The 21656-nt window shown below is 40.3% G+C and carries 22 protein-coding genes and 1 pseudogene; 8 read left to right on the forward strand and 15 right to left on the reverse strand.

The window, feature by feature from the left end:
* The first annotated feature begins 88 nt into the window (after nucleotides 1-88).
* Nucleotides 89-877 carry an AraC family transcriptional regulator gene (locus AC0JIQ_RS11370; protein WP_474201710.1) on the forward strand — a complete coding sequence of 263 codons (789 nt, stop codon included), beginning with the start codon at nucleotides 89-91 and terminating at the stop codon, nucleotides 875-877.
* On the opposite strand, the pseudogene AC0JIQ_RS11375 reads toward AC0JIQ_RS11370, so the two are convergent.
* Together AC0JIQ_RS11375 and def are read right to left on the reverse strand one after the other, a co-directional pair.
* A pseudogene (locus tag AC0JIQ_RS11375) lies at nucleotides 847-2164 on the reverse strand (glutaminase); the annotation flags it as partial. The gene AC0JIQ_RS11370 and the pseudogene AC0JIQ_RS11375 sit on opposite strands and share 31 nt — an antisense overlap.
* Before the next feature lie 115 nt (nucleotides 2165-2279).
* On the reverse strand, nucleotides 2280-2762 hold the full coding sequence (gene def / locus AC0JIQ_RS11380; protein WP_474201711.1) for a peptide deformylase: 483 nt from the start codon (nucleotides 2760-2762) through the stop codon (nucleotides 2280-2282).
* 131 nt (nucleotides 2763-2893) lie between these two features.
* Here def and AC0JIQ_RS11385 point away from each other — a divergent pair, with 131 nt between their 5' ends.
* The gene (locus AC0JIQ_RS11385) at nucleotides 2894-3097 is read left to right on the forward strand and encodes a hypothetical protein (RefSeq protein ID WP_050041691.1); all 204 of its coding nucleotides are present in this window, start codon (nucleotides 2894-2896) and stop codon (nucleotides 3095-3097) included.
* Nucleotides 3098-3141: 44 nt separating this feature from the next.
* Here AC0JIQ_RS11385 and AC0JIQ_RS11390 read toward each other — a convergent pair whose 3' ends face one another.
* Together AC0JIQ_RS11390 and AC0JIQ_RS11395 are read right to left on the reverse strand one after the other, a co-directional pair.
* Nucleotides 3142-3633 carry a DUF2505 family protein gene (locus AC0JIQ_RS11390; RefSeq protein WP_004661054.1) on the reverse strand — a complete coding sequence of 164 codons (492 nt, stop codon included), beginning with the start codon at nucleotides 3631-3633 and terminating at the stop codon, nucleotides 3142-3144.
* A 108-nt stretch (nucleotides 3634-3741) separates the two neighbouring features.
* Entirely contained in the window at nucleotides 3742-4032 is a 291-nt protein-coding gene (locus AC0JIQ_RS11395) for a hypothetical protein (protein ID WP_250748315.1), read from the reverse strand.
* A gap of 213 nt (nucleotides 4033-4245) precedes the next feature.
* On the opposite strand from AC0JIQ_RS11395, the gene AC0JIQ_RS11400 reads away from it, so the two are divergent.
* From AC0JIQ_RS11400 to AC0JIQ_RS11410, 3 genes are all read left to right on the forward strand, one after another.
* Nucleotides 4246-4686, forward strand: a complete 441-nt coding sequence (locus AC0JIQ_RS11400; RefSeq protein WP_004661051.1) for a universal stress protein — start codon at nucleotides 4246-4248, stop codon at nucleotides 4684-4686.
* A gap of 238 nt (nucleotides 4687-4924) precedes the next feature.
* Nucleotides 4925-6166 carry an OmpP1/FadL family transporter gene (locus tag AC0JIQ_RS11405; protein ID WP_474201712.1) on the forward strand — a complete coding sequence of 414 codons (1242 nt, stop codon included), beginning with the start codon at nucleotides 4925-4927 and terminating at the stop codon, nucleotides 6164-6166.
* Nucleotides 6167-6312: 146 nt separating this feature from the next.
* The gene (locus tag AC0JIQ_RS11410; RefSeq protein ID WP_474203261.1) at nucleotides 6313-6681 is read left to right on the forward strand and encodes a hypothetical protein; all 369 of its coding nucleotides are present in this window, start codon (nucleotides 6313-6315) and stop codon (nucleotides 6679-6681) included.
* 53 nt (nucleotides 6682-6734) lie between these two features.
* On the opposite strand, the gene AC0JIQ_RS11415 is transcribed toward AC0JIQ_RS11410, so the two are convergent.
* From AC0JIQ_RS11415 to AC0JIQ_RS11425, 3 genes are all read right to left on the reverse strand, one after another.
* Nucleotides 6735-7898, reverse strand: coding sequence for an alanine racemase (locus AC0JIQ_RS11415; protein ID WP_474201713.1), 1164 nt, complete (start codon nucleotides 7896-7898; stop codon nucleotides 6735-6737).
* Nucleotides 7899-8139: 241 nt separating this feature from the next.
* The gene (locus tag AC0JIQ_RS11420) at nucleotides 8140-9426 is read right to left on the reverse strand and encodes a D-arabinono-1,4-lactone oxidase (RefSeq protein ID WP_474201714.1); all 1287 of its coding nucleotides are present in this window, start codon (nucleotides 9424-9426) and stop codon (nucleotides 8140-8142) included.
* Nucleotides 9423-11171 (reverse strand): neutral/alkaline non-lysosomal ceramidase N-terminal domain-containing protein, encoded by a 1749-nt coding sequence (locus AC0JIQ_RS11425; RefSeq protein WP_474201715.1) that lies wholly within the window; start codon nucleotides 11169-11171, stop codon nucleotides 9423-9425. Before AC0JIQ_RS11425 ends, AC0JIQ_RS11420 begins: the two co-directional genes overlap by 4 nt.
* A 62-nt stretch (nucleotides 11172-11233) precedes the next feature.
* On the opposite strand from AC0JIQ_RS11425, the gene AC0JIQ_RS11430 reads away from it, so the two are divergent.
* Entirely contained in the window at nucleotides 11234-12328 is a 1095-nt protein-coding gene (locus AC0JIQ_RS11430; protein ID WP_474201716.1) for an AraC family transcriptional regulator, read from the forward strand.
* 319 nt (nucleotides 12329-12647) lie between these two features.
* Here the strand turns inward: AC0JIQ_RS11430 and tauD are convergent, their stop codons facing one another.
* From tauD to tauA, 4 genes are read right to left on the reverse strand one after another with little or no spacing between them, the layout of a single operon-like run.
* Entirely contained in the window at nucleotides 12648-13493 is an 846-nt protein-coding gene (tauD, locus tag AC0JIQ_RS11435) for a taurine dioxygenase (RefSeq protein WP_346511443.1), read from the reverse strand.
* A gap of 16 nt (nucleotides 13494-13509) precedes the next feature.
* Nucleotides 13510-14391, reverse strand: coding sequence for a taurine ABC transporter permease TauC (gene tauC / locus AC0JIQ_RS11440; RefSeq protein ID WP_346511442.1), 882 nt, complete (start codon nucleotides 14389-14391; stop codon nucleotides 13510-13512).
* Nucleotides 14388-15179 (reverse strand): taurine ABC transporter ATP-binding protein, encoded by a 792-nt coding sequence (locus tag AC0JIQ_RS11445; RefSeq protein ID WP_474201717.1) that lies wholly within the window; start codon nucleotides 15177-15179, stop codon nucleotides 14388-14390. The genes tauC and AC0JIQ_RS11445 overlap by 4 nt, the downstream gene beginning before the upstream one ends.
* A 9-nt stretch (nucleotides 15180-15188) precedes the next feature.
* A complete protein-coding gene (gene tauA / locus AC0JIQ_RS11450) occupies nucleotides 15189-16229 on the reverse strand; it encodes a taurine ABC transporter substrate-binding protein (RefSeq protein WP_474203262.1) in 1041 nt (346 codons plus the stop codon).
* Between the two features lie 259 nt (nucleotides 16230-16488).
* On the opposite strand from tauA, the gene chrA reads away from it, so the two are divergent.
* Nucleotides 16489-17832 carry a chromate efflux transporter gene (gene chrA, locus AC0JIQ_RS11455; protein WP_474201718.1) on the forward strand — a complete coding sequence of 448 codons (1344 nt, stop codon included), beginning with the start codon at nucleotides 16489-16491 and terminating at the stop codon, nucleotides 17830-17832.
* Nucleotides 17833-17879: 47 nt separating this feature from the next.
* On the opposite strand, the gene dmeF is transcribed toward chrA, so the two are convergent.
* Entirely contained in the window at nucleotides 17880-18815 is a 936-nt protein-coding gene (gene dmeF / locus AC0JIQ_RS11460; RefSeq protein WP_474201719.1) for a CDF family Co(II)/Ni(II) efflux transporter DmeF, read from the reverse strand.
* Between the two features lie 56 nt (nucleotides 18816-18871).
* Here dmeF and AC0JIQ_RS11465 point away from each other — a divergent pair, with 56 nt between their 5' ends.
* Entirely contained in the window at nucleotides 18872-19138 is a 267-nt protein-coding gene (locus tag AC0JIQ_RS11465) for a metal/formaldehyde-sensitive transcriptional repressor (RefSeq protein WP_474201720.1), read from the forward strand.
* Here the strand turns inward: AC0JIQ_RS11465 and AC0JIQ_RS11470 are convergent.
* Genes AC0JIQ_RS11470 through modA form a run of 3 tightly spaced genes read right to left on the reverse strand, consistent with a single transcriptional unit; the run spans nucleotide 19133 to nucleotide 21217 of the window.
* Nucleotides 19133-19750 carry an ATP-binding cassette domain-containing protein gene (locus AC0JIQ_RS11470; RefSeq protein ID WP_474201721.1) on the reverse strand — a complete coding sequence of 206 codons (618 nt, stop codon included), beginning with the start codon at nucleotides 19748-19750 and terminating at the stop codon, nucleotides 19133-19135. The genes AC0JIQ_RS11465 and AC0JIQ_RS11470 overlap by 6 nt on opposite strands.
* 2 nt (nucleotides 19751-19752) lie before the next feature.
* Nucleotides 19753-20439 carry a molybdate ABC transporter permease subunit gene (gene modB / locus AC0JIQ_RS11475; protein WP_474201722.1) on the reverse strand — a complete coding sequence of 229 codons (687 nt, stop codon included), beginning with the start codon at nucleotides 20437-20439 and terminating at the stop codon, nucleotides 19753-19755.
* A 7-nt stretch (nucleotides 20440-20446) separates the two neighbouring features.
* Nucleotides 20447-21217 (reverse strand): molybdate ABC transporter substrate-binding protein, encoded by a 771-nt coding sequence (gene modA / locus AC0JIQ_RS11480; RefSeq protein ID WP_474201723.1) that lies wholly within the window; start codon nucleotides 21215-21217, stop codon nucleotides 20447-20449.
* Between the last annotated feature and the right edge of the window lie 439 nt (nucleotides 21218-21656).

Genomic DNA, 21656 nt, shown 5'->3' on the forward strand with positions numbered 1-21656 from the left:
TCTTTAGATAAGACGCTTATTGTAATTTGTCGCTTATAAGGTTATCTTCCAATAATTATCGCATAAATGACAAATTTTAGCTTATATTATGCACGAATCTCTTATTCAATCTGATCAATCTGAATTGGTCATTGGATTATCCTCTGAACATACTTATCGTGAGATTACACCCACACATACCCATACCAGAGCACAATTTTTATATGCTTCAACGGGAAATATTCAGGTTTTCACTCCCAATAATGTCTGGTTGGTTCCGCCTATGTGTGCGTTATGGATTCCAGCAAATGTTGAACACAGTGTCATTTCACTGAGTCACGTTAAGCTGAATACTGCACTCGTTGAAGTGAATGCTGCGGCATTAATGGGACAAAATTGTTTTATTATTCGAGTCAGTAATTTGTTGCATGAATTGTTGATTCGACTTAATCAAATTACACAAGTAAATGCGCTAAACCTTATTTCATCTCAAGATATTTCAGAAGCTTTACAAATTCTAATTTTTGAAGAAATTCATAGTGCCAATCTAATTCCCATTCAAATCCCTTGGCCCAAAGACAGACGTCTATTAAAAATCTGTCAAGCACTGTTACATTCACCTAAGCATTGCAAAGATTTGACTCATTGGGCAGATGAGATTGGGACAAGTTCAAGAACCTTAATGCGTATGTTTCAAAAAGAAACGGGACTGTCTTATCGCGCATGGATTCAGCAGATGCATATTGCTCATGCACTGAGTAAGATTTCCAATGGTGAGTCAATCTCACAGATTTCTGAAGCACTTGGCTATACCAATTCAAGTGCGTTTAGTGCAATGTTTAAACGACATTTAGGTAAAACACCACAGCAATTTCGAACCAATAAAATAGATAAATAACTTCTCCTTTTATAATTCTTTGTGCTTTTCAATTAAATCCTCTAGATTTTGATAAACATGCAATATTCGATCTTTATGGGTTCGTGCATGATCCAAACGCTGTTCGGGGTCAACCAAAAGCAAGGTATGACCATCATCAATTAAACGATCAATCCCCTCTAAAAACATCCGTTTACCTACATCATGAATCAGTGAAATCTGACTCAAATCAATCACGATTGTATTCTTATTCACAGGCTCACACTGCAAAGTCCGTAACAACATTTCAGCTTCAGTAAATTTCAATACACCGCGCAGCACATACACACTTAATGACGCATTTTTTCCTGTCAGATAATGGCTTTGTACAATGGTTTGTGCCGAAGATGTTCCTTCCATCAAATGTAAGCCCATGTCACGTGATAACCGTTCTAAAATATCAATACCACGAACACTATTACCATGCTCATCTAACTTTGGTGAAAATGCGGCAATACTGACCTGCCCCGGCAATACACCCAAGATTCCACCCGCTACACCACTTTTAGCAGGAATTCCAACCGTCGTGAGCCAATCACCAGCGGCATCATACATGCCGCAACTCATCATCACACTAAGGACTTGGCGTACCACTGCACGATTCAATAATCGTTTACCTGTTTTAGGATCAACCCCACCATTGGCAAGAACACTTCCCATACGAACGAGATCTTTCACAGTGACCAAAATCGAACACTGACGAATATAGCCATTCACAATATCAACAGGATCGCTCTCCAAAATCCCGACGGTTCGCAACATATACCCTATCGAAAGATTACGATAGGCAGTTTTTACCTCGGACTGATAGACGGCATCATCAAAACGTAGTTCACGCCCAGCCAGTTCGCTCATAAACTCACGTAGAATTTCTGCGCCTTGTAGCCCTTCTTTGATTGGAATCAATGAATGTGTGGTGATTGCACCTGAGTTAATCATTGGGTTTTTAGGACGGCGATCATTCCCAAGTGAAATCTCATTGAATGCTTCGCCAGAAGGTTCAACACCCACTTTGTCTAATACCGCATCTATTCCAAGCTTTTGTAGCACGTATGCATAAGTAAAAGGTTTAGACATGGATTGAATCGTAAACTCGACCTCATCATCGCCCACCGAATAGATTTCACCATCTACAGTAGATAATGCCAAAGCCAACCGATTGGGATTGGCATTGGCTAACTCAGGAATATAATCGGCTAGACGACCACTATTATCAGTATCACAGGCATCAATTACGTGTGCCAAATAATCAGGAAGAGGCGTTTTCATGGTTGTCTGCCTTTAAAGATCTAAAGTGTTCATATAAATTAAGTTTTATAGTACAGGGTACGGATAATATTCAAATTATAGCTTTTGTAATATTTTTAATGTCTAACCAATAAACCTAACTCACTCGTTCTACAAACAGTATCCCATTTAAATGATCGACTTCATGCTGAACAATACGAGCAGGAAATCCTTCGTAAGTTGTTTCAATCACTTCACCTTGTAAAGTGTAATAACGCAATTTAATTGCCTGAGCACGTTCAACCTGCCCACGCTCATCTGGTACACTCAAACAACCTTCTTCACCGAAACAGGTACTTTGAGAAAACTCTAATATTTCAGGATTAACCATCACCACGGCATCCATTTCAGGTGCATCTGGATAACGCGGATTTGATCGCGAAGCAACGATGATCACACGTTTGGAAATATAAACTTGTGGCGCTGCAATTCCGACACCATTGCGCTCAAGCATGGTACGGTGCATTGCTGAAGCTAATTGCATTAACCATTCACTATTAAATTCACTTGCCGCGACAGGAGCAGCTTGAAGTTCTAAAACACCCTCACCCCGTTGTGCTACAGGTAAAATCACACTCATTAGATGACCTTATTATTTTTGACCAGATAGTGAATTACATACTATTTGATATTAGGTTGAGCTGCCATAATTTTCATTTAAGAATACTGCCTTAATATATGCGCGATAAAAATAACGTATGGCAAAACACAATGAATGCAACTCAACTTTTTCTAGGTGTCATTTTTGGCTCAATTGGCTTAGGCTATTTTATGTATGGCAAAAAGCAAAAAATGACCGTGCCTTTAGTTTGTGGTTTAGTTCTGATGATTTATCCTTATTTTATCGAAAGTACGACTTTATTAAGTGTCATCGGTGTGGTTATCTCAATATTGCCCTATTTTCTTCGTTTCTGAAATAAAAAAACTCCCCTTACGGAGAGTTTTCAATCTATTCAGAATTATAGATTTTTCTTTAATTCTTCTTCTACAATCTCAATTTCAAGTTGGCTAAATTTACGAATTTCGCCTTCAGCATGTCTTTCTAACATCCCGCCAATCAAAGGCACTTTGACTTTTACATTCCACGTCAATGCAATTTCTACTTTTTCACTATTCCCAGTCACTTTACGTTCAGCTTTGGCTTCTAAAGGTAAGTTTGCGCCTAGCTCTACCGTTGAGGTTAAATTTTTCAAATCGGTAATATCAGAACGTTTTAAACGAAATGCATTTTTTAATAATTTTTTAGCCACATCTGGGATATTTACATCAAGATTATATTCACGACGTAAGGTATAAATATCACCTTTTACAGCAGACTCAATAATTTCTAAGTTCTCACCCGGAATACGCTTACATACTGCTTCATGCAATGAAGTATCAGCAACCAGTCTTGAAAAATCTTCAATTGAAACACCGTGAATTGTTTCATTTACCGTAAATTGATGTGCCATTTTTAAATTTCCGTTTAGTTTTAATTAGGGTTTTATCATCGCGGCAAAGTATATCATTCTCATTTGAATCACAAAATGTGAACACGTAAATATTCGTGACTAATCGGATTAATAATTTTTATTGTAATGATGTCTTATACCTAGTTTTACCGTTACTCGTTCCGTTCGGCTGATATAGAGATAGTGATTGCCATATTCGATGACTGCATAAAACTGCTCAGCACCATCATCTAATCCTGTAGCAGACCATGTCGTCCCTTGTGGAAACTCATCTAGCCATTCAGCTTTATAAAAATCTGAAACTGAGTCAAATGCGAGATAACTCTCTGGATCAGCCATAATTTTTGCTGCGAGTTGATCAAATTTTTGTTGTTTGAATGCTTCTAAACTGAGTAACACGGATGTTCCTATGTCGATAAATATGAAGAAAAATTACAAAAATACAGAGATTCTCTTAGACCCATATTTTGCTGAGGGATTTCCTATATTTCTAGATTATTTTCAGCGTTATCATAGGTTTTGAGTGATCGTCCCATTTGCTAGAGTGAGTTCAATGTGTTATCAACTGCTTATACTTTTATCTTTTACAACGATAAACTATAAGGAGTAAATATGTCTTATCAAAATATTTTAGTCGCTGTTGATGATTCTCCAATTTCTTATGCAGCAGTTGAACATACACTGTCTTTAGCAAAATTATCAGGGGCAAAAGTAACTGTACTCAGCGTGGTGGCTGTTGATCCATATGTCGGTGTTGATTTTTATCAAGTTGCACCAGCCATTACCGATCATTTTATGCAGGCTGAAGCCCATGCTAAAACCCAACTACAAGATATTTCTCAATCTTTCATTCGCGATGGAATTGAGGTTCAAACCAAAATTCAGCATGGTGCAGCGAGTGAAGGAATTATTTTTGTCGCTGATGAAGTCGGTGCGGATCTGATTATTATGGGTTCACATGGTCGTACAGGTGTAAAACGCTTATTACTGGGTAGTGTAGCGCGTGCTGTTTTAACTGAATCCCATATTCCTGTGCTGATTGTGAAACAATAACGATTTGCTTGAATTGAAAAAACCTTATGCATCAGTATAAGGTTTTTTATTGCCTAAATTTTATGTATATGACCGCCTTGCCCCCCTTATTGATGATTTCCAACCCTATTCCACATATTTAAAAGATGTTTCACTCAAACTAAGGCATTGCATTCACTTTCCAATGAAAGCGAGAAGATGACCATCAATAAAAACAGCATGTTTAAGAATAAGACACGGTTTTACAAGGATGATCAATATGAAACTCAATCCAATGGTGATTGCTCTCTGTGGAATGTGCATGAGTACATTGAACCACGCAGCAGCACTGGATCAATCGGGACAATCCATTCTCCCTTTTCTAGAAAATGGTAACTATGTTGAAGTCAATGCCACAGCCGTTGATGCTGACATTTCGGGGAAAATCCGTAATCGTCCAGAACTGCTCAATGATCCACAGAATCTTAACTCAGGCAATATGGGCAATAGCTTTCAATATTATAGTGCCGCGCTCAAACTTCAACTGACTGATCGAATCAGCTTTGGTCTGCTCTACGACCAGCCTTTTGGTGCTGATATTACCTATCCGATGCAGTCCAACAATACCTTTTCGGACAATGAATTTACCCAGCAAGGTACATCGGTCAATGTTGATACTGAAAGCATTAGCATGATTTTGGGTGTCAGCCCTTTTAGTAATTTTCAAGTCTATGGCGGAGCTGTCTATCAATCGGTCAAAGGTGATGTGGCACTGCGTGGTAATTCCTACAGCGTCGCCTTTAATGGCTATGATGCCGAATTTAAAAAGAATCATGCGGTCCGTTGGTTGGCAGGTTTGAGTTATCAAATTCCTGATATTGCCTTAAAGGCAGCGCTAACTTATCGCTCCAAAATCGACCACGACATGCAAGTGACTGAGACTCAGTTCGGTCAACCATTGGAAGCGACGACACCAAGTAAAACCAGAATTTCAACACCACAATCGGTGAATATTGATTTTCAAACAGGTGTGTATAAAGACACACTACTCTATACCAATCTACGTTGGGTCAACTGGAAAGATTTTCATATTCGCCCTACTCAATTTGGCGCAGTGACTGAATATCTCACTGGCGTAGTCAGTAATGGTGCATATACAGGTGGTTTTGATTTAGACAGTTATCAGAAAGATCAGTGGACGGTCAATATCGGAATAGGACATCAGTTCACTGAAAAATGGAGTGCATCGACTGAAGTCAGTTGGGACTCTGGTACAGGCGACCCTGCATCCACATTGAATCCAACCAAAGGATCTTGGGGTATTGGTCTAGGCGCACAGTTCAATCCTGCACCGAACTACTTTATTGCCGCTGGGGTTAAATACTTCTGGTTAGGTGATGCAGTGGCAGAAGACGGCACCTATTATATTCCTGTGCCAGGGATTAAACCTATTGCTGAACAAGCCGATTTTAAAAACAACAGCGCAATCGCTTATGGTTTGAAAATGGGCTATCGTTTTTAGTCACAAAAAACTCATCATGCTAAGTAGGAACAGATTTGCTTCTGGTCTTGCTCCTACTTGGCTATTTTCTGGCATTCAATCAGCGGATTAGCTTAGACTCTCAAAGCATTATTTTAATAATGAATGTCATCGCTAGGAAAAATCCAATGAAAAAAATCGCTCTTGTCTTTTCAATATTTATATCTAGCTTCGTTTTTCCTTTTACGGCTTTTGCCAATTCACCTGATCCTAAAGAAAGCATGGATATTTTTATTGGCACCTTAACTATTCAGGATAATAAAGCAATTTTAAAGCGATGCGATATTGCACAGAATGAATATGTGTTGAAAGATGCAGACTGGTCTAAGAAAAAGGCAGTATCAAGTTTTCTCTCCAAAGCCACGACACTCAAACAGCCGATTTATGCAGAAGTGATTGCGGCTTATAAAAGCGAAAAAGACACCAATGTTTTACTGGTCGACTCCATTGACAATCTGACTGAAGCGAAAAGCTGTCATTTGAGCGATTTATTTTAAAACTCAAAATACACGGCAGGCTTTTAGATCAAATATTGGTAATCGTAATACCGTTATTCACTAAACGTTTGCCATCTCTCAAAAGCATGGTTGCGATACAGCTTTAGCTCAGAGAACTGAGGAATAATTGCTTCGCTCTGTGTCGGTCTTAAAAACACAAAATCATCGATCTGAATATCACAGTCCTTCGGTACATTGACCAACTCCTGATTACTGCTACGCCCATACAATGCATGGGTATGTGCTTGATCAGGATAGACATAATCAGCCAGCCAATAGCCACCATAAATAAACAGCGCCTTACATTTATGTGGCAATTTATCCAATAAAGACATAGATGGCAGTTGAGTAAATGGCAATATTTTTAATACAGGTGCAGCAATCCATAACGCAGGCTGTAGTGCGCTTAAAAAATCACTGTCAAAATCACTTGGTTTTAATAGCATTGAACCAAAAGACAAGTCATTGCAAACACTTTCAGTGGTATGAAAGCTAAAGGTTGGACTGCCGCCGCCATTAAAACAAAGCTCATCACTCCACAGCGATGAAAACTGTTTTTGAATTAACTGTTGATAATGAGCATAAGTCTGCTGCGAACTTTGATAAGCCAGTTCAGGTTTTTTAATGATGGCTGGGATTTTGGTGACATGTGCATCATAGCCCATCAAACCAGAAAGCTTTAAATACTGTGGATACTGCTGAATCAGCTTTAAAATTTCGGTCAGTTGCGGTGTCGACTGTACCCCACCACGATGTAAACCAACATCAATTTCAATATTCACATTCAGACAGAGAGAATAGAGCTGAGCAATCTCGAGATATTGTTGTAAGCGTTGCTTAGTATCAATCAGCCACTGAATTTTGGCATTCGACCACTCATCATGCTGATCAAAGAAATGGCGTACAGCTTGAGCTGGCATTGGTTTACCCAACAAAATATCCGCTTCGGCAAAATTTTCTAGGATCGAAACAATATGTGGTTGATGAAATACCATAAAGCGTTGCGTATTGATCTGCTCAGATAGTAACTTGAGTAAATCTAGGCTTGCTAATGATTTTACTACCAAGCGTGCTTTTAAATGTTTGGCGTGAGCAAGACGAATCTGAACATGCTGAATATTTTGTTTTAACGCTACTTCATCGATGATCAGTTGCGGAGTCGCAATTCCCTGTTTTTTCAGGTCGAGATTGAGTTGTTTAAAATAATGATCCAACATGACTATACCTTTTTCAATCAATGAAAATTTACATGCAATTTGATACGTGAAAAGTCATCTACAACCTGAGCGAGCCAAAGCGACTAAAGCTTTGGCGAAGTGCAAGCGGTTAAATACATCTTACCAAGCTTTAAACGCTTCTCAGGCCGAAACCAAAGTAATTCCTGCTGAAAGCTTCACCCTGAATTGGATGGCAATTCGATATAATTCCGTTAAGTACTTTCAACTCATAAAATTCGATTTAACCTAAAAACAGCTTTTCCAGATAGGGATTTAAAAACTTGGCTTCTGGGTCCAACTGCTGACGCAACGCCATAAAATCATTCCACTTTGGATATAAAGCCCGAAGCTGTGTCTTGTTCATTTGATGCATTTTACCCCAATGTGGACGACCCTGATATTTCTGCAAAATCGGCTCAACCACATCAAAAATCAACTTCGGGTCTTGCTTATGATATTGATGCACTGAAATCGAAATCGAGTCCTGCTGATAAAACGGACTAAGCCAGATATCATCCCCTTTGACAAAGCGAAATTCGAGCGGAAAAAAGGTGGCGACTTTATACTTTCTTAAAGCATGCAACACTTCATCCAAACACTCAATTCCACGATCAACAGGAATCTGATATTCCATTTCATTGAACTTGGTATTACGCGGTGTTGGAAATATCTTGCTCGACCAATCGATATAAGTGGTCGGTTTGACAAAGATGCCTAATAGTTTCTGTAAATAAGGATTCAGCGAAGGAAAGTTTTTGGTCAGTTCTGAACATAAAGTCAGCAAGGTATCATCCGATGGAAAATTTTCCTTACGGGGTAAAACCGCTTCATCGGTCTCATCCAAGGTTTTCAGCATCAACTGCTTTCCATGGGAAAACACAAAGCACTCAATATGTCGATGCTGATACTTCCATTGCTGAATATGCTGCATCATGTCTTCAACAGGACAAAGTTCAATATGTTCTTTCAGCTTATAGCGAGGACGGTTCTGCATGGTGATCTTAGTTAAGATTCCCAAACTACCTAAAGAAACCCGTCCTGCGGCAAAGATTTCAGGATGTTCTGTGCGACTACATTTTAGGATTTCACCTGATGCCATCAATAACTCGAAAGCTTCCACATAGGCCGAAATACAATGCAAATCGGCTCCTGTCCCATGCGTGCCTGTGGAGACAGCCCCCGCTAGACTTTGCTGATCAATATCACCCTGATTCATCAAAGCCTGATTAATCGATTGCTGCTGTAAATGTTGGTCTAGATCATATAAACGCGTACCTGCATAAATGCTGCTCTGACATCGTTCAAGATCCGTCGATGCAATGCCTGCAATATGATCCAAAGACAATAAGGTTGCATCAGTACAGACCAAGGGCGTAAATGAATGTCCTGCACCGACTACCCGTATTTTTTGTTGCACTTTAACAATGGACTGTAGTTCTTGCACATTGGCTGGTTGTAAAACCTGTTGCGGCATAGATTTTTGAAAACCTGACCAGTTCGTCCAGATGCCTTGTGTTAAATCACTCATACTGCCTCTCCTTGGCTAACGGCAGTTTTTACATTGCCATAATTGGTACGTTTTGCGAGTTCCTGTGCTGGAATCGGTTGTGGTCGTGTCATTTCATCGTAATGACGTTTATTTTTCTCTAATAACAATTGTTCTGCTAAACCTTTGAATTTGCTCTGACAGGCAGCTAACGTCCATTGACCAAATAAGGTATGTCCACCTTCATAAGCTTGCGCTTGGTATTCTTCATAGGTCGTGACATAACCCATATAATCATTGCAGTAGGATGCTAACCAAACACTTTCAATCGAAGCCTGTGCGGCAAGCGTCTGTTTAACCGTATCAATGACCCGCTGCCCAGCAATAGTGGTAAATTCACCTGGACAGCAAATCAAAGCCAATTGACCTAATCGCACAATCTGCAAAGGAACCACGCTCGGGACTAAAGGACTGTGCTGAATCGCTCCCGCTTTCACTTGTCGGTTCATTTCTGCAATCAACGGATCAAGAATACTCGGTGGAAAACCAATCGGTTGGCCTAAAATCTTTTTGGTGCCCGCTTCCAGTAAAATCTGTTTTGGCCCTTGAGAGGCATACAACTGCTGATAGTCTGCAAAATCAGCTGCTTTTGGGTGCTTGGTTTTCTGTCTGCGAAATTGATCCGCTAAAAATTGCATCCCCATAATTAAGGGTTTGGGTGCACCTAAACCATCGACAGGCGTGCCTGCAAAAAATGCGGTGCCATGACAAGGCTGACTGGTCTTGGCATGCTTTTGACCCGCTGCAAACTCATCTGGAATTTCAATATTACTCAAGTCTACATAGGACAAAACAGCATCGATCTTGCCTTCGACTTTATGTAAATTTTTAGGAATATTTAACTGTAAAGCCGTCAAAGCCAGTTCACTTTGATAACGCCCATTTTGTTGCGCGTATTGATATTCCTGCTCGCCTTTAATCTTATTGCGAATCTTGAGCTGATCTTTGCCATGAAAATGCGGTGATACATCTCCCGCAGTTGCTTGAGCAAAAATCGTGACTGGATTTTGAATCCCTTGCTCAATTAAAGCCTGCTCAGTGAATGCGGCTGCATAGCCTTTATTATCGCCATCATAGGCGTTTAAAGAATTTCCCAAACAGGTTGCATGTACCCCAAATAAGGAAATAAAGGACTGTAGATGTTGTTCACGATAGAAACCGATCAACTGCATTTCTCGGTTCAAGGCTAAATGCGTTTCAGCTTCGGTACGTGGCAGAACCTCTGGGTTACGATTATAGGCTTTGATTGAACGATTCCATGCGACAGGTGTCTGTTCTGGAAAATGCTGTGTACTGATAAAAATCTCGGTGTCTTGTTCAGATGCAATCGCATTTTGAATACTCAGTACAATCGCCTCAACAATGGCAGTTAAATGTTCAGGTACAAAACCAGGCGTTGGCATATTGTATAAAGCTTCATAGCCACAACCGCCAGGTCCTGAGTGAGTATGGGTTGCCATGAGGACCAATTGATTTTCATCAAATGGTGAATCTAGAATTTGTGTGAGTCGCACTACTGTTTGGCTGCGTATGGCATGGGTAATACAACCTACGTCCAAACAACAGATGAGTAATCGGTTATGTTGTTGATCGACAATACTCACGCTACGTGCAAATAAAGCTGTGCGCTGTTCATAGGCCCGATGTGACCATTGCCCATAACCAAACATGGCATAGCCTTTCGGTGTGATTTTGATTTGCTGCTTGTCCCAACCCACCTGATACATCACGATTTCCTTTCAATTCTTTTTCTAACTGTGTTAAAGCATGTTGAAAGTTAATCAAAATTATGCGATACCCAACAGGGTTAAAGACACTTTTCTTTGGGGGGCAAAACGGACTTATGCCTATACGTAGCAGCGATAAAAATGAACAACAGCAATTTATTCCACCCACCATTCTGGCGAGCCTGATCCATTATGCAGAGCAGCAACAGTGGGATTATGCTGCATGGTTTGAGAATTCAGGTTTAGACACTGCACAAATACAGCAAACCCAAGCTGTGGTTCGTTTTAGCCAACTCTGTGATGTTGTTCGTCAAGCCATGACCACCTATCAACAACCTAACCTAGGCTTAAAGCTTGGCAGTAGCGAAGGTCTGATTTCGATGGGGATTTTGGGCTTTGCCATGCAATCGTGTAAAACGGTGGCAGATGCTTTAGACATTGCGCTGCGCTACCATCGGATTTCTGGCAGTGTCTTGAATATCGACTTTTCTATCCACGCTGATCTTTGTGAATTGGAAGTCACCGAACCTTATCCCTGCAATGAACTCAAAGCCTTTTTCTATGATGAATTATTCAGCAGCATCATCACCTGTTTAAACGCCATGTTGGGCGATCATGAGGATGTGATCAGTCTTGAGCTCAGCTATCTACCAAGCGAATATCAACAACAATATAGCGAACTCTTTGGCTGCCCGATCCAGTTTAACCGTGATAACAATATCATGCGCTTTAGCAGCAGCCTGCTACAACGCAGCTTAAAAAATTATAGCCCTGCCAACTACGCAACTGCTATCCAAATCTGTGAACAGTCCTTAAAAGAAATCGACCAGCTCAATCAAGTCGGCTATGTACATTTACTCGATCATTTGATTGAACAGCATTTACCTGAGCGTTTTGAGATGCAACACGCTGCCGAACAACTACACATCAGCGAACGCCATTTAAGACGGCAATTATTATCAGAGGGCTTGAGTTTTCAACAAATCCGTCAAAATGTACTGGAACGCAAGGCCAAGCAACTTATTGAACAGAACCTATCCATGAGTGAGATTAGCCTGCAACTAGGCTTTAGCGAATTACGTGAATTCCGACGTGCCTTTAAACGCTGGACTGGGCAAGCGCCTTCGGTTTATAAACAAGAGACTCACCTTACTTAATGCCTAAGAATCAAACGGTCTAGAAATTTCCAAGCGCAGATAAAAGAGAACCGGAAATGCCTTTTCTTGTAATTTTAAATTCTCGCAAATATTCACTACCGCGCTCGGCGGCATGGATGCCGCCAGTTTGGCTGTGATACAAGGAAGTATCATCAGCCAAACAAAGGATTTTTGTTACTTTTCATCCCTGAAAAGTAAGAGAGAAAACGAAAGCTTATCCAAGAATAAGATGAGATCTCTGTAAGACTCCACAAAGACGATCGAACTATAAAATAAAAAGCTCAGGATTTTACCTAAGCTTTCTAATCTAAATAAAGTCTTAACTTGCTGCTTGATAAAACGGTACATCACCATTAATCGTGGCACGATGCATAATCCGATGCGCATCACCATAATCAAATAAAGCCTTATGCTGTGTACAACGATTATCCCAAATCGCTACATCACCCGCTTGCCACTGCCAACGCAAATGGAACTGCTCATTGGTTGCATGGGCAAATAAATATTGCAGCAACTCCGTACTTTCTGTTTCGTCTAATTCATTAATACGTGTGGTAAAACCTTCACTGATAAATAAGATAGGCTGTCCCTTGACAGGATGGGTTCTCACCACAGGATGAACAACAGGTGGATTACGCTTAAAAGTTTCTTCCAGTTTTTTACGTTCAACATCGTTGTGCGCGAAACGTTCAATCGGGAAGGACTGACGAATGTCATGAGTTGCTGTTAGGCCTTTCAACTTTTGCTGTAGACCCTGATCCAATGCAGCAAATGCAGCCTCCCCACTCGACCATAAGGTATCACCACCTACAGGTGGAATTTTGATCGCTTGCAATACGCAGCCCAATGGCGGTTTCTGACTAAAAGTCACATCGGTATGCCATAACTCATTATCACGTAAATCCTGTTTCCAGCTGTCCAATACAATGATTTCAGGTACATCCGCTACTGATGGATAGATTGGATGGATATGCAAAGAACCAAAACCACGTGCCAGTTCCGCTTGCGCTTGCGGTGCAAGCTGCTGATTACGGAAGAAAATCACATGATGATCCAGCAAAGCCTGTTGAATTTGTTGCGTAGTATTTTCATCAGCCGTGTTTAAATCAACATCGTGAATAATTGCACCAATCGTTGGTTTAATAACTTCAATATTTAACGTCATCTTCTACTACTCACACTTATAACTGTTGGCCATACCAAGGAGATAATTGCTTCTGTAACCAACGCAAAAACAATTCAAAACTAACGGCGACAATCGCAATCACAATAATGCCCAGAACTACTGTATCGGTGATCAGGAATTGTGCTGCTGACTGCACCATAAAACCAATACCGCGATCAGCTGCAACTAATTCCGAAGCCACCAAGGTTGACCAGCCTACACCCAAACCAATACGGACACCCGTTAAAATATGCGGTAATGCGGTCGGCAGAATCACATGCCAAAACACTTGGGATTGGCTTGCCCCTAGAGATAAAGCAGCACGTTCACGATTGAGCTGATGACTCAATACACCATGAGTACTACTAATAATCACAGGTGCAAGGATTGAAAAGAAAATCAAAAGCACTTTGGTGGTTTCACCAATTCCGAACCAGATCACCAATAATGGCAAATAGGCCAAAGGAGGAATCGGACGCAATAACTCAACCAATGGATCAAGCACTGCACGCACCCATTTGTTCAACCCCATCCATAAACCTAAAGGCACACCAATCGCAATCGCAGCCACCAGAGCCAATAAGACACGCGAAATACTCGCGGCCAAATGCTGCCATAAGGTGGCTTTCATAAAACCTTGCTGGCTGACTTCAAGAAACTTCTGCCATACTGCTTGTGGGCTCGGTAGAAATAGACTCGGGACAATTTTTAATGCCGTGATCAAATACCAGATCACCAATACGCTCAAGACACTGGAAAGACTGAGCGCTAAACTACGATGGCGAGTAAAAAAAGCGCCTATTGGACTGAAAATCGAACCAGACTGTGCTTGGTTAGTCGATTGCAGTTCCTCAACCTTACTGACTTCATAGGCTGTATTTTTTGCTTGCCCCGTCATACAGCCACCTCATGCCCTGCTTGCTTCTGCACACGCAGGCGTTCAAACAATTGCTCGCGTAATTGAATAAATTTAGCGTCCGATTTAATCGCACGAATCGATTCACCCTGCTTATAACGCTCTGCAAAATCCAGCTTTAAAGTTTCGACAATCTTACCTGGGCGAGCAGTCATCAACACCAGTAGATTACTCAGCAATAACGCTTCTTCAATGTCATGTGTGATCAGGAAGAACGATTTATTTTGTTCAATCCATAAATCCAGCACCAACTGCTGCATGGTTTCACGGGTAAATGCATCCAGCGCGGCAAAAGGCTCATCCAATAAAATGAATGCAGCATGGCTGATCAAGGCACGTGCGATCCCAACCCGTTGTTTCATGCCACCTGACAATTCCCAAATATTGGCTTGAGCCACATGACTCAAGCCGACAATTTTAAGAATTGCATAAACTTGCTGTTGAATTTCCTGTTCTTTTAAACCTTTGAGCTGCAAAGCAAAACCGATATTTTCAGAGACATTTAACCAAGGTAATAGCGCATGATCCTGAAATACCACCGCACGGCGTGCATCTGGCGCATTCACCACTTCATGATCCAGTGTAATCTGCCCCGAACTTGGCTTTTGAAAACCCGCTAAAATATTCAGTAATGTTGTTTTACCACAACCAGACTCACCCAAAATCACAGTCAAAGTGCCTTCTTCAATCTTCAGATTGATATCTTGTAATACAGGCACGGTCTGTTTTGGAAAGGTTAAATGAAGATGCTCGGCAGCTAATACACTCATTTAGATCTCCTATGGCTGTAAGAATTGGGTGGTGACATTACCTTGATAATCAGGTTTTACTTGATCCACCTTGCCTTGGCTTTTGAGGAATGTTGCAGTATCGAAAATATTTTTGGCGAACTCTCCCGCTAAAGTCGCGTGTTGTTGCTGACCATTCAGATAAATATTGCCTGACAACAGTAGAGGAATATCTTTCACATCAGAACCTGTCAGCTGAGCAATTTTCTGGATATGATCTGTATTTTGTTCAAATGCTTTTGGATCTTGGTTATAGCTTTCGATCTGCTTTAAGCTGGTTTGAACAAAGGCTTTTAAGAACTCTGGATTTTTCTCGGCAAAATCTTTACGAACCACCCATAAATCATAGGTTGGTGCGCCCCACTCGCCAACTTGTTTGGAGTCTGTTAATACATGACCACTGGCTTTGACTTTGCTTAATGCGGGTTCCCAAACATAAGTTGCATCAATATCACCACGTTCCCAAGCTGCTGTGATTTCAGGTGGACGTAAGTTAATAATCTTGACTTGATTATCCGCAATATTCCAATGCTTGAGCGCTGACAATAAGCTGTAATGCGTGGTTGAAACGAATGGTACAGCAATTGTTTTGCCAATCAAATCTTGCGGATTTTGAATGCCTGATTTGTTACTCACCACCAATGCCTCTGAACCACCTAATTTGGCCGTCACTAGAAAGACCTCAATCGGTAAATCACGACTTGCAGCAGCAGCTAGAGGACTAGAACCGATATTGCCGATCACCACATCACCCGAAGCCAATGCATTGACCACATCTGAACCTGCATCAAATTTGCGCCATTGAATTACTTGATTACTATCACGTTCATAATCACCATTGGCTTGTGCAACCTTGGTTGGATCCACACCAGTTTGATAGGCAATCACCACTGCCTTATTATTTTTAGACTGAACAGGTGCAGCATCTTTTTGATTTTGATAGACAATAAAAGCAACAATCGCCACAAGGACGATCGCTGTAACAATTAGCGGCTTAGAGTTCTTGATGCCCATAATTAGATGATCTTTCAACAATATAGACTTATGGTATGCGGCATGCTTTATGATTAAAAATAAGAAAAAGTGCGTTATTTATATTTTTTATCGATATAAACACTTTGTTTTTATTATTTTGCAATCAGAAAAATTTATTAAAAGTCATTAATTTGAATTATTAAAGCAATTAAATATATAAAGAAATGAATTGGATTCATTTAGAATCGACAACTTCTTATGGTGTGCAATACAACTCGCGATATTCAGAAAATAAACGCTCTATCTGAGAATAATTATGCAGCAATCTGATCCAATAAAAGCTTTGGACTCTATTCCTTTTTGGCAAGCTTTTTTATTTTGGCTGAAATTAGGCTTTATTAGTTTTGGGGGGCCAGCAGGTCAAATTGCAGTAATGCACCAAGAACTGGTCGAACAGAAACGTTGGATTTCTGAAAAAAGATTCTTACATGCACTCAACTATTGCATGCTTTTACCTGGCCCTGAAGCACAACAACTCGCCATTTATATTGGTTGGTTGATGCATCGAACCGCAGGTGGCTTAGTTGCAGGCATTCTGTTTGTTCTGCCTTCATTATTTATTCTGATTGCCCTTTCATGGATTTATATTGAGTTTGGTGATGTGCCGATTATTGCTGGATTATTTTATGGCATCAAACCTGCAGTCACGTCGATTGTCTTTCATGCAACCTATCGAATTGGCAGTCGCTCACTCAAAAACAATTTCTTATATTTGATTGCCGCTGCTGCTTTTATCGCGATCTTTTTCTTCAATATTCCCTTTCCATTGATTGTATTGAGTGCTGCGATACTGGGCTATTTGCTGAGTAAAAAGCAACCGCACTTATTTGCAACTCAAAACGTCCATCAAAGCAAGCAAAAACATTATGGTGCTGCCCTAATTGATGATGATACGCCTCCTCCTGCACATGCTATTTTCCGTTGGACTCAACTGACTAAAATCCTCGTTATCGCAACATTATTATGGTGTATCCCAATCATCAGTTTAACCATGAGCTTAGGATGGGAACATGGTTATACCCAAATGGCATGGTTCTTTACCAAGGCTGCATTACTGACTTTTGGTGGAGCTTATGCCGTATTACCTTATGTGTATCAAGGTGCGGTGAATCACTATGCGTGGCTTAGTCCAACCCAAATGATCGATGGACTGGCGTTGGGTGAAAGTACCCCAGGCCCACTGATTATGGTGGTTGCATTCGTTGGATTTGTAGGGGGCTTTAATCATGCCTTGTTAGGTGCAGATCATTTGTTCTTGGCAGGTACACTCGGCGCTGTCATTGTCACATGGTTTACTTTTTTATTTTCCTTTGTGTTCATTCTCGCAGGTGCTCCGATTATTGAATCCACTCATAATGAACTTAAATTTACTGCACCACTTACGGCAATTACCGCTGCTGTCGTGGGTGTCATTCTCAATCTGGCACTTTTCTTTAGTTATCATGTGTTGTGGCCACAGGGTTTCGATCACGCTTTTAATTATGAAGCGGCAATCATCACAATTGCTGCAATGATTGCGCTGTTTAAATTCCAAATTAATGTGCTTTATGTGATTTTCGCTTCTGCACTTTGTGGTTTAGTTCTATACGTATTTGTATAAAAATTTGCACTAGAGTTGATGCACAAATCAACTCTAGTCACCCCAATCTATTGAATATGATGAATTTCCACTGATGCATGCACAATTTCCTCATGAATTGCCAATTCAGCTTCGACTTGATCAGGATTAAGATCAAACATCGCTGTTTCTAATCCAAGAATACAAGAAAATTTGCCTGTTCCGACTTTCCACACATGTAAATCTGTAATCTCAACTTGTGGAAATTCGGCAATCACCTCTTTAATTTCTTGCACCACAGGATACCCCATTTCAGCATCGATTAATGTTTTTCCTGTTTCTTGCATGAGACCCCAAGACCATTTAGCAACCAATAATGCGCCAATAATTCCAAGCAAAGCATCTAAAAAATTCCAGCTAAAATATTTCGCAGCAAATAAGGCAATAATCGCGAGAACGGAAGTCACTGCATCCGCAACCACATGTAGAAATGCGGCTTTTTGATTTAAATCATGATGATGGTGATCATGTGGGTGATGATGCTCATGTGAATGATGGTGATGGTGTTCATGCCAACCCTCATGTAATAACCATGCACAGATCAGGTTGACGATCAGCCCAATGATTGCGATGGGAATAGCTTCATTGAAATGAATCGTAACAGGATGAAATAATCGTTCGATGGACTGAATCCCCATCAATAAAGCAACCACCATCAGCAAAATCGCACTGCTATATCCTGCGAGTATTTCTATTTTCCATGTCCCAAAACTAAAGCGTGGGTCATCGGCATAATGACGTGCCATTCGATAAGCAAAATAAGCTAGACCTAAAGCCAGCATATGCGAACTCATATGCCAACCATCAGCGAGCAATGCCATTGAGTTAAACAACCATCCCCCTAAGATTTCAAACACCATCATGATGGCGGTCAAGATTGTGGCGATGAAAATTCTTTTTTGTGCTAAAGAATTTCCTGGATCAAACTGATGAGAATGACGGCGTTCTAGGTTAGTATGCTGCATTTGTTTTAGCTTTCAAATATACTCCCCCCTAGTATATATTTTTATGGAAAAAAAGTATGTCTCATCTACACCATGACAAGAAAATTTTAAATCGTGTGAAACGGATTCAAGGACAAATGACGGCAGTAGAAAAGTCCTTATTAAATCCTGAAAGTTCATGTATAGAGGTATTACAGCAAGTTGCTGCGGTCAAAGGCGCAGTCAATGGTTTAATGAATCAATTGATGGAATTACACTTGAAAGAGCATGTATTAAAAGATGTTGATCACTTCAATGATGAGGAAGTACAGAAATTTCTGGCGTTATTACAGCGCTATTTATAGATACCAAATTTCATGAGTAAGCTGCACAATCTCAGATTTATCATGACTGACATATAGCATTGGAATGCCCAACTCCTGTTTGACCCTTTGAAAAAAAGGAATAATTTCTGCTTTATGTGCTGCATCCAATGCTGAAAGTGGCTCATCTAATAACAACAATTGTGGTGAATACAGTAATGCTCGTCCCAATGCGACACGCTGTTTTTCCCCGCCAGATAGCTTGATAGGCATTCGCTCAAGCAGATGTTCTAACTTGAGTAACTCAATAATATAATCCACTTCAAACTGACGTTGGTGCGGTTGAATATGCTTAAATCCAAACAATAGATTCTGCTTGACGTTTTTATGCGGAAATAACTGCGCATCCTGAAAGACAAGACCAATACGACGTTGTTGTGTACTCAGATTAATTTTCTGTACCTGATCAAACCATGTTTGATTTTTAATTTTGATCCAACCTGCTTGCGGCGTAACTAAACCTGCAATGCTATGTAAAATCGTGGTTTTGCCTGAACCAGAAGCTCCAAATAAACCAATCACGGACTGATCAGACTGAAAGCGTTGATCAAGATCAAATTGCCCTTGTTTGAGTTGGATATGACAATCAATCATCGCTAATGCCCACGCTTATTTTTTTGATAACGATTGAACCATTGCGCAAACCACAACGCAAAAAATGCCACAGACAAAGACAAAATAATCAATCGCCATACTGCGGCTTCTGTATCAGGTTGCTGCATTAGACTATATATCGCTAAAGGCAGTGTCCGTGTTTCACTGGCAATATTGCCGACAAAAGTAATGGTCGCACCAAACTCACCCAAACTACGGCAAAAACATAAAATGCTCCCCACCAAAATACCACTACTGGCAAGAGGTAATGTCACCTGCATAAATGCCCCGAAGGAAGATGCACCTAAAGTTTTTGCAGCCATTTCTAAGCGCTGGTCGACCAGTTCAATGGCGAGTCGAATTGATTGTACCAATAACGGAAAGCCCATCACCGCGGAAGCCAACACAGCCCCTTTCCAATTAAACGCAAATTCTAAACCCAATGGTGCAAGGTATTGCCCCAAAAGACCTCGATTGCCAAACAGCTGCAACAGCAAATAGCCTGGTACGACGGGAGGTAAAACCAAAGGTAAAAACACCAAAGTTTCAAACAGTGATTTTCCCCAGAACTCTTTTCGAGCCAAAACCCAAGCAATCAAAATAGCAGGAATCAAACTAAACATAAGACAAGTCGCTGCCACTTTACATGACAGCTTGAGTACATCGAGCTCTTCAGGAGTCAGCATCATGATTCAGTTACTTGAGTACGCTAAAACCATATTTTTTAAATACTGTCTTTGCCTGACTACTTTGTAAAAATTTATAGAATTTCATCGACTCAGCATTCTTCTTGACGAGACCCATCGGATAAATAATCGGTGGATGCATATTCTCAGGGAATATCCCTGCGACTACAACATCTTTACTAATTGCAACATCGGTTGCATACACAATACCCACCTGACATTCACCACGCGCTACAAAATTCAAAGCAGCTCGCACATCTTCTGTTTCCACCAAACGTGGTTCAAGTTTATCCCACCATCCTAATGATGTAAGTGCTTGCTTTGCATATTTACCCACGGGCACACTTTTGGTATCGCCCGTACAGAGTTTACCTTGAACGACTTTGGTAGGATCAAAACTTTTATCTATTTTCAATTTAATCGGGTGGTCTTTCGGGGTAATCACCACTAGGCGATTACCCAGTAAATTCACGCGATCACTTGCTGACACAAGTTGCTTATTCTGTAAATAATCCATCCATTGCACATCTGCTGAAATAAATACATCAGCTGGTGCACCTGCTTCAATCTGCTTAGCTAGCGTTGAAGAACCCGCATACGAAGTCTTTACTTCAACTTTATTTTTTTGTTCGTAGATTGCATCTAATTCATTCACCGCATTGGTCAAACTTGCTGCGGCATAGACCGTTACAGACTCATTCGCAAAAACATTGCTAGTAGAAAATATGCTACAACCAAAGATAGTACATAAAACACGGATCGCTTTCATATTGATCGACATGCAACTTTTCCCTCATAAATCGATATATTTTTAAAAACATATCGAAAAATAAAAATATGCTAAAAATAACAGAGATTAGTACTTTGCTATTTTTAATGATGTTATGAGTCAAAATAAAATCTCACAGCATGATGAAATTCAATTTCATCTAATGTGAGTTCATCCCAGTTTGCTACAGAAATTAAAAACAGCTCAATCTAGTGCAACCCAAATTATGAAGCCTTTTCCCCTTTTGCAAAGATCGCATTTTAAAGATTCTAATTTTATTGAAATCAGAACGATAAAATACACTTCAGACTTAACGATATATTCTCAAAAACATAGCGATAAGCAAAAGATTTAACTCCAAAAATACAAGAAATATCGTGAAATATGTTTCAAGAACGAATCAGCCGAAAAATACTTTGTATCTATTCCTAGAGTCTGGGCATAGATATTT

The organism is Acinetobacter sp. FB (assembly GCF_056033405.1).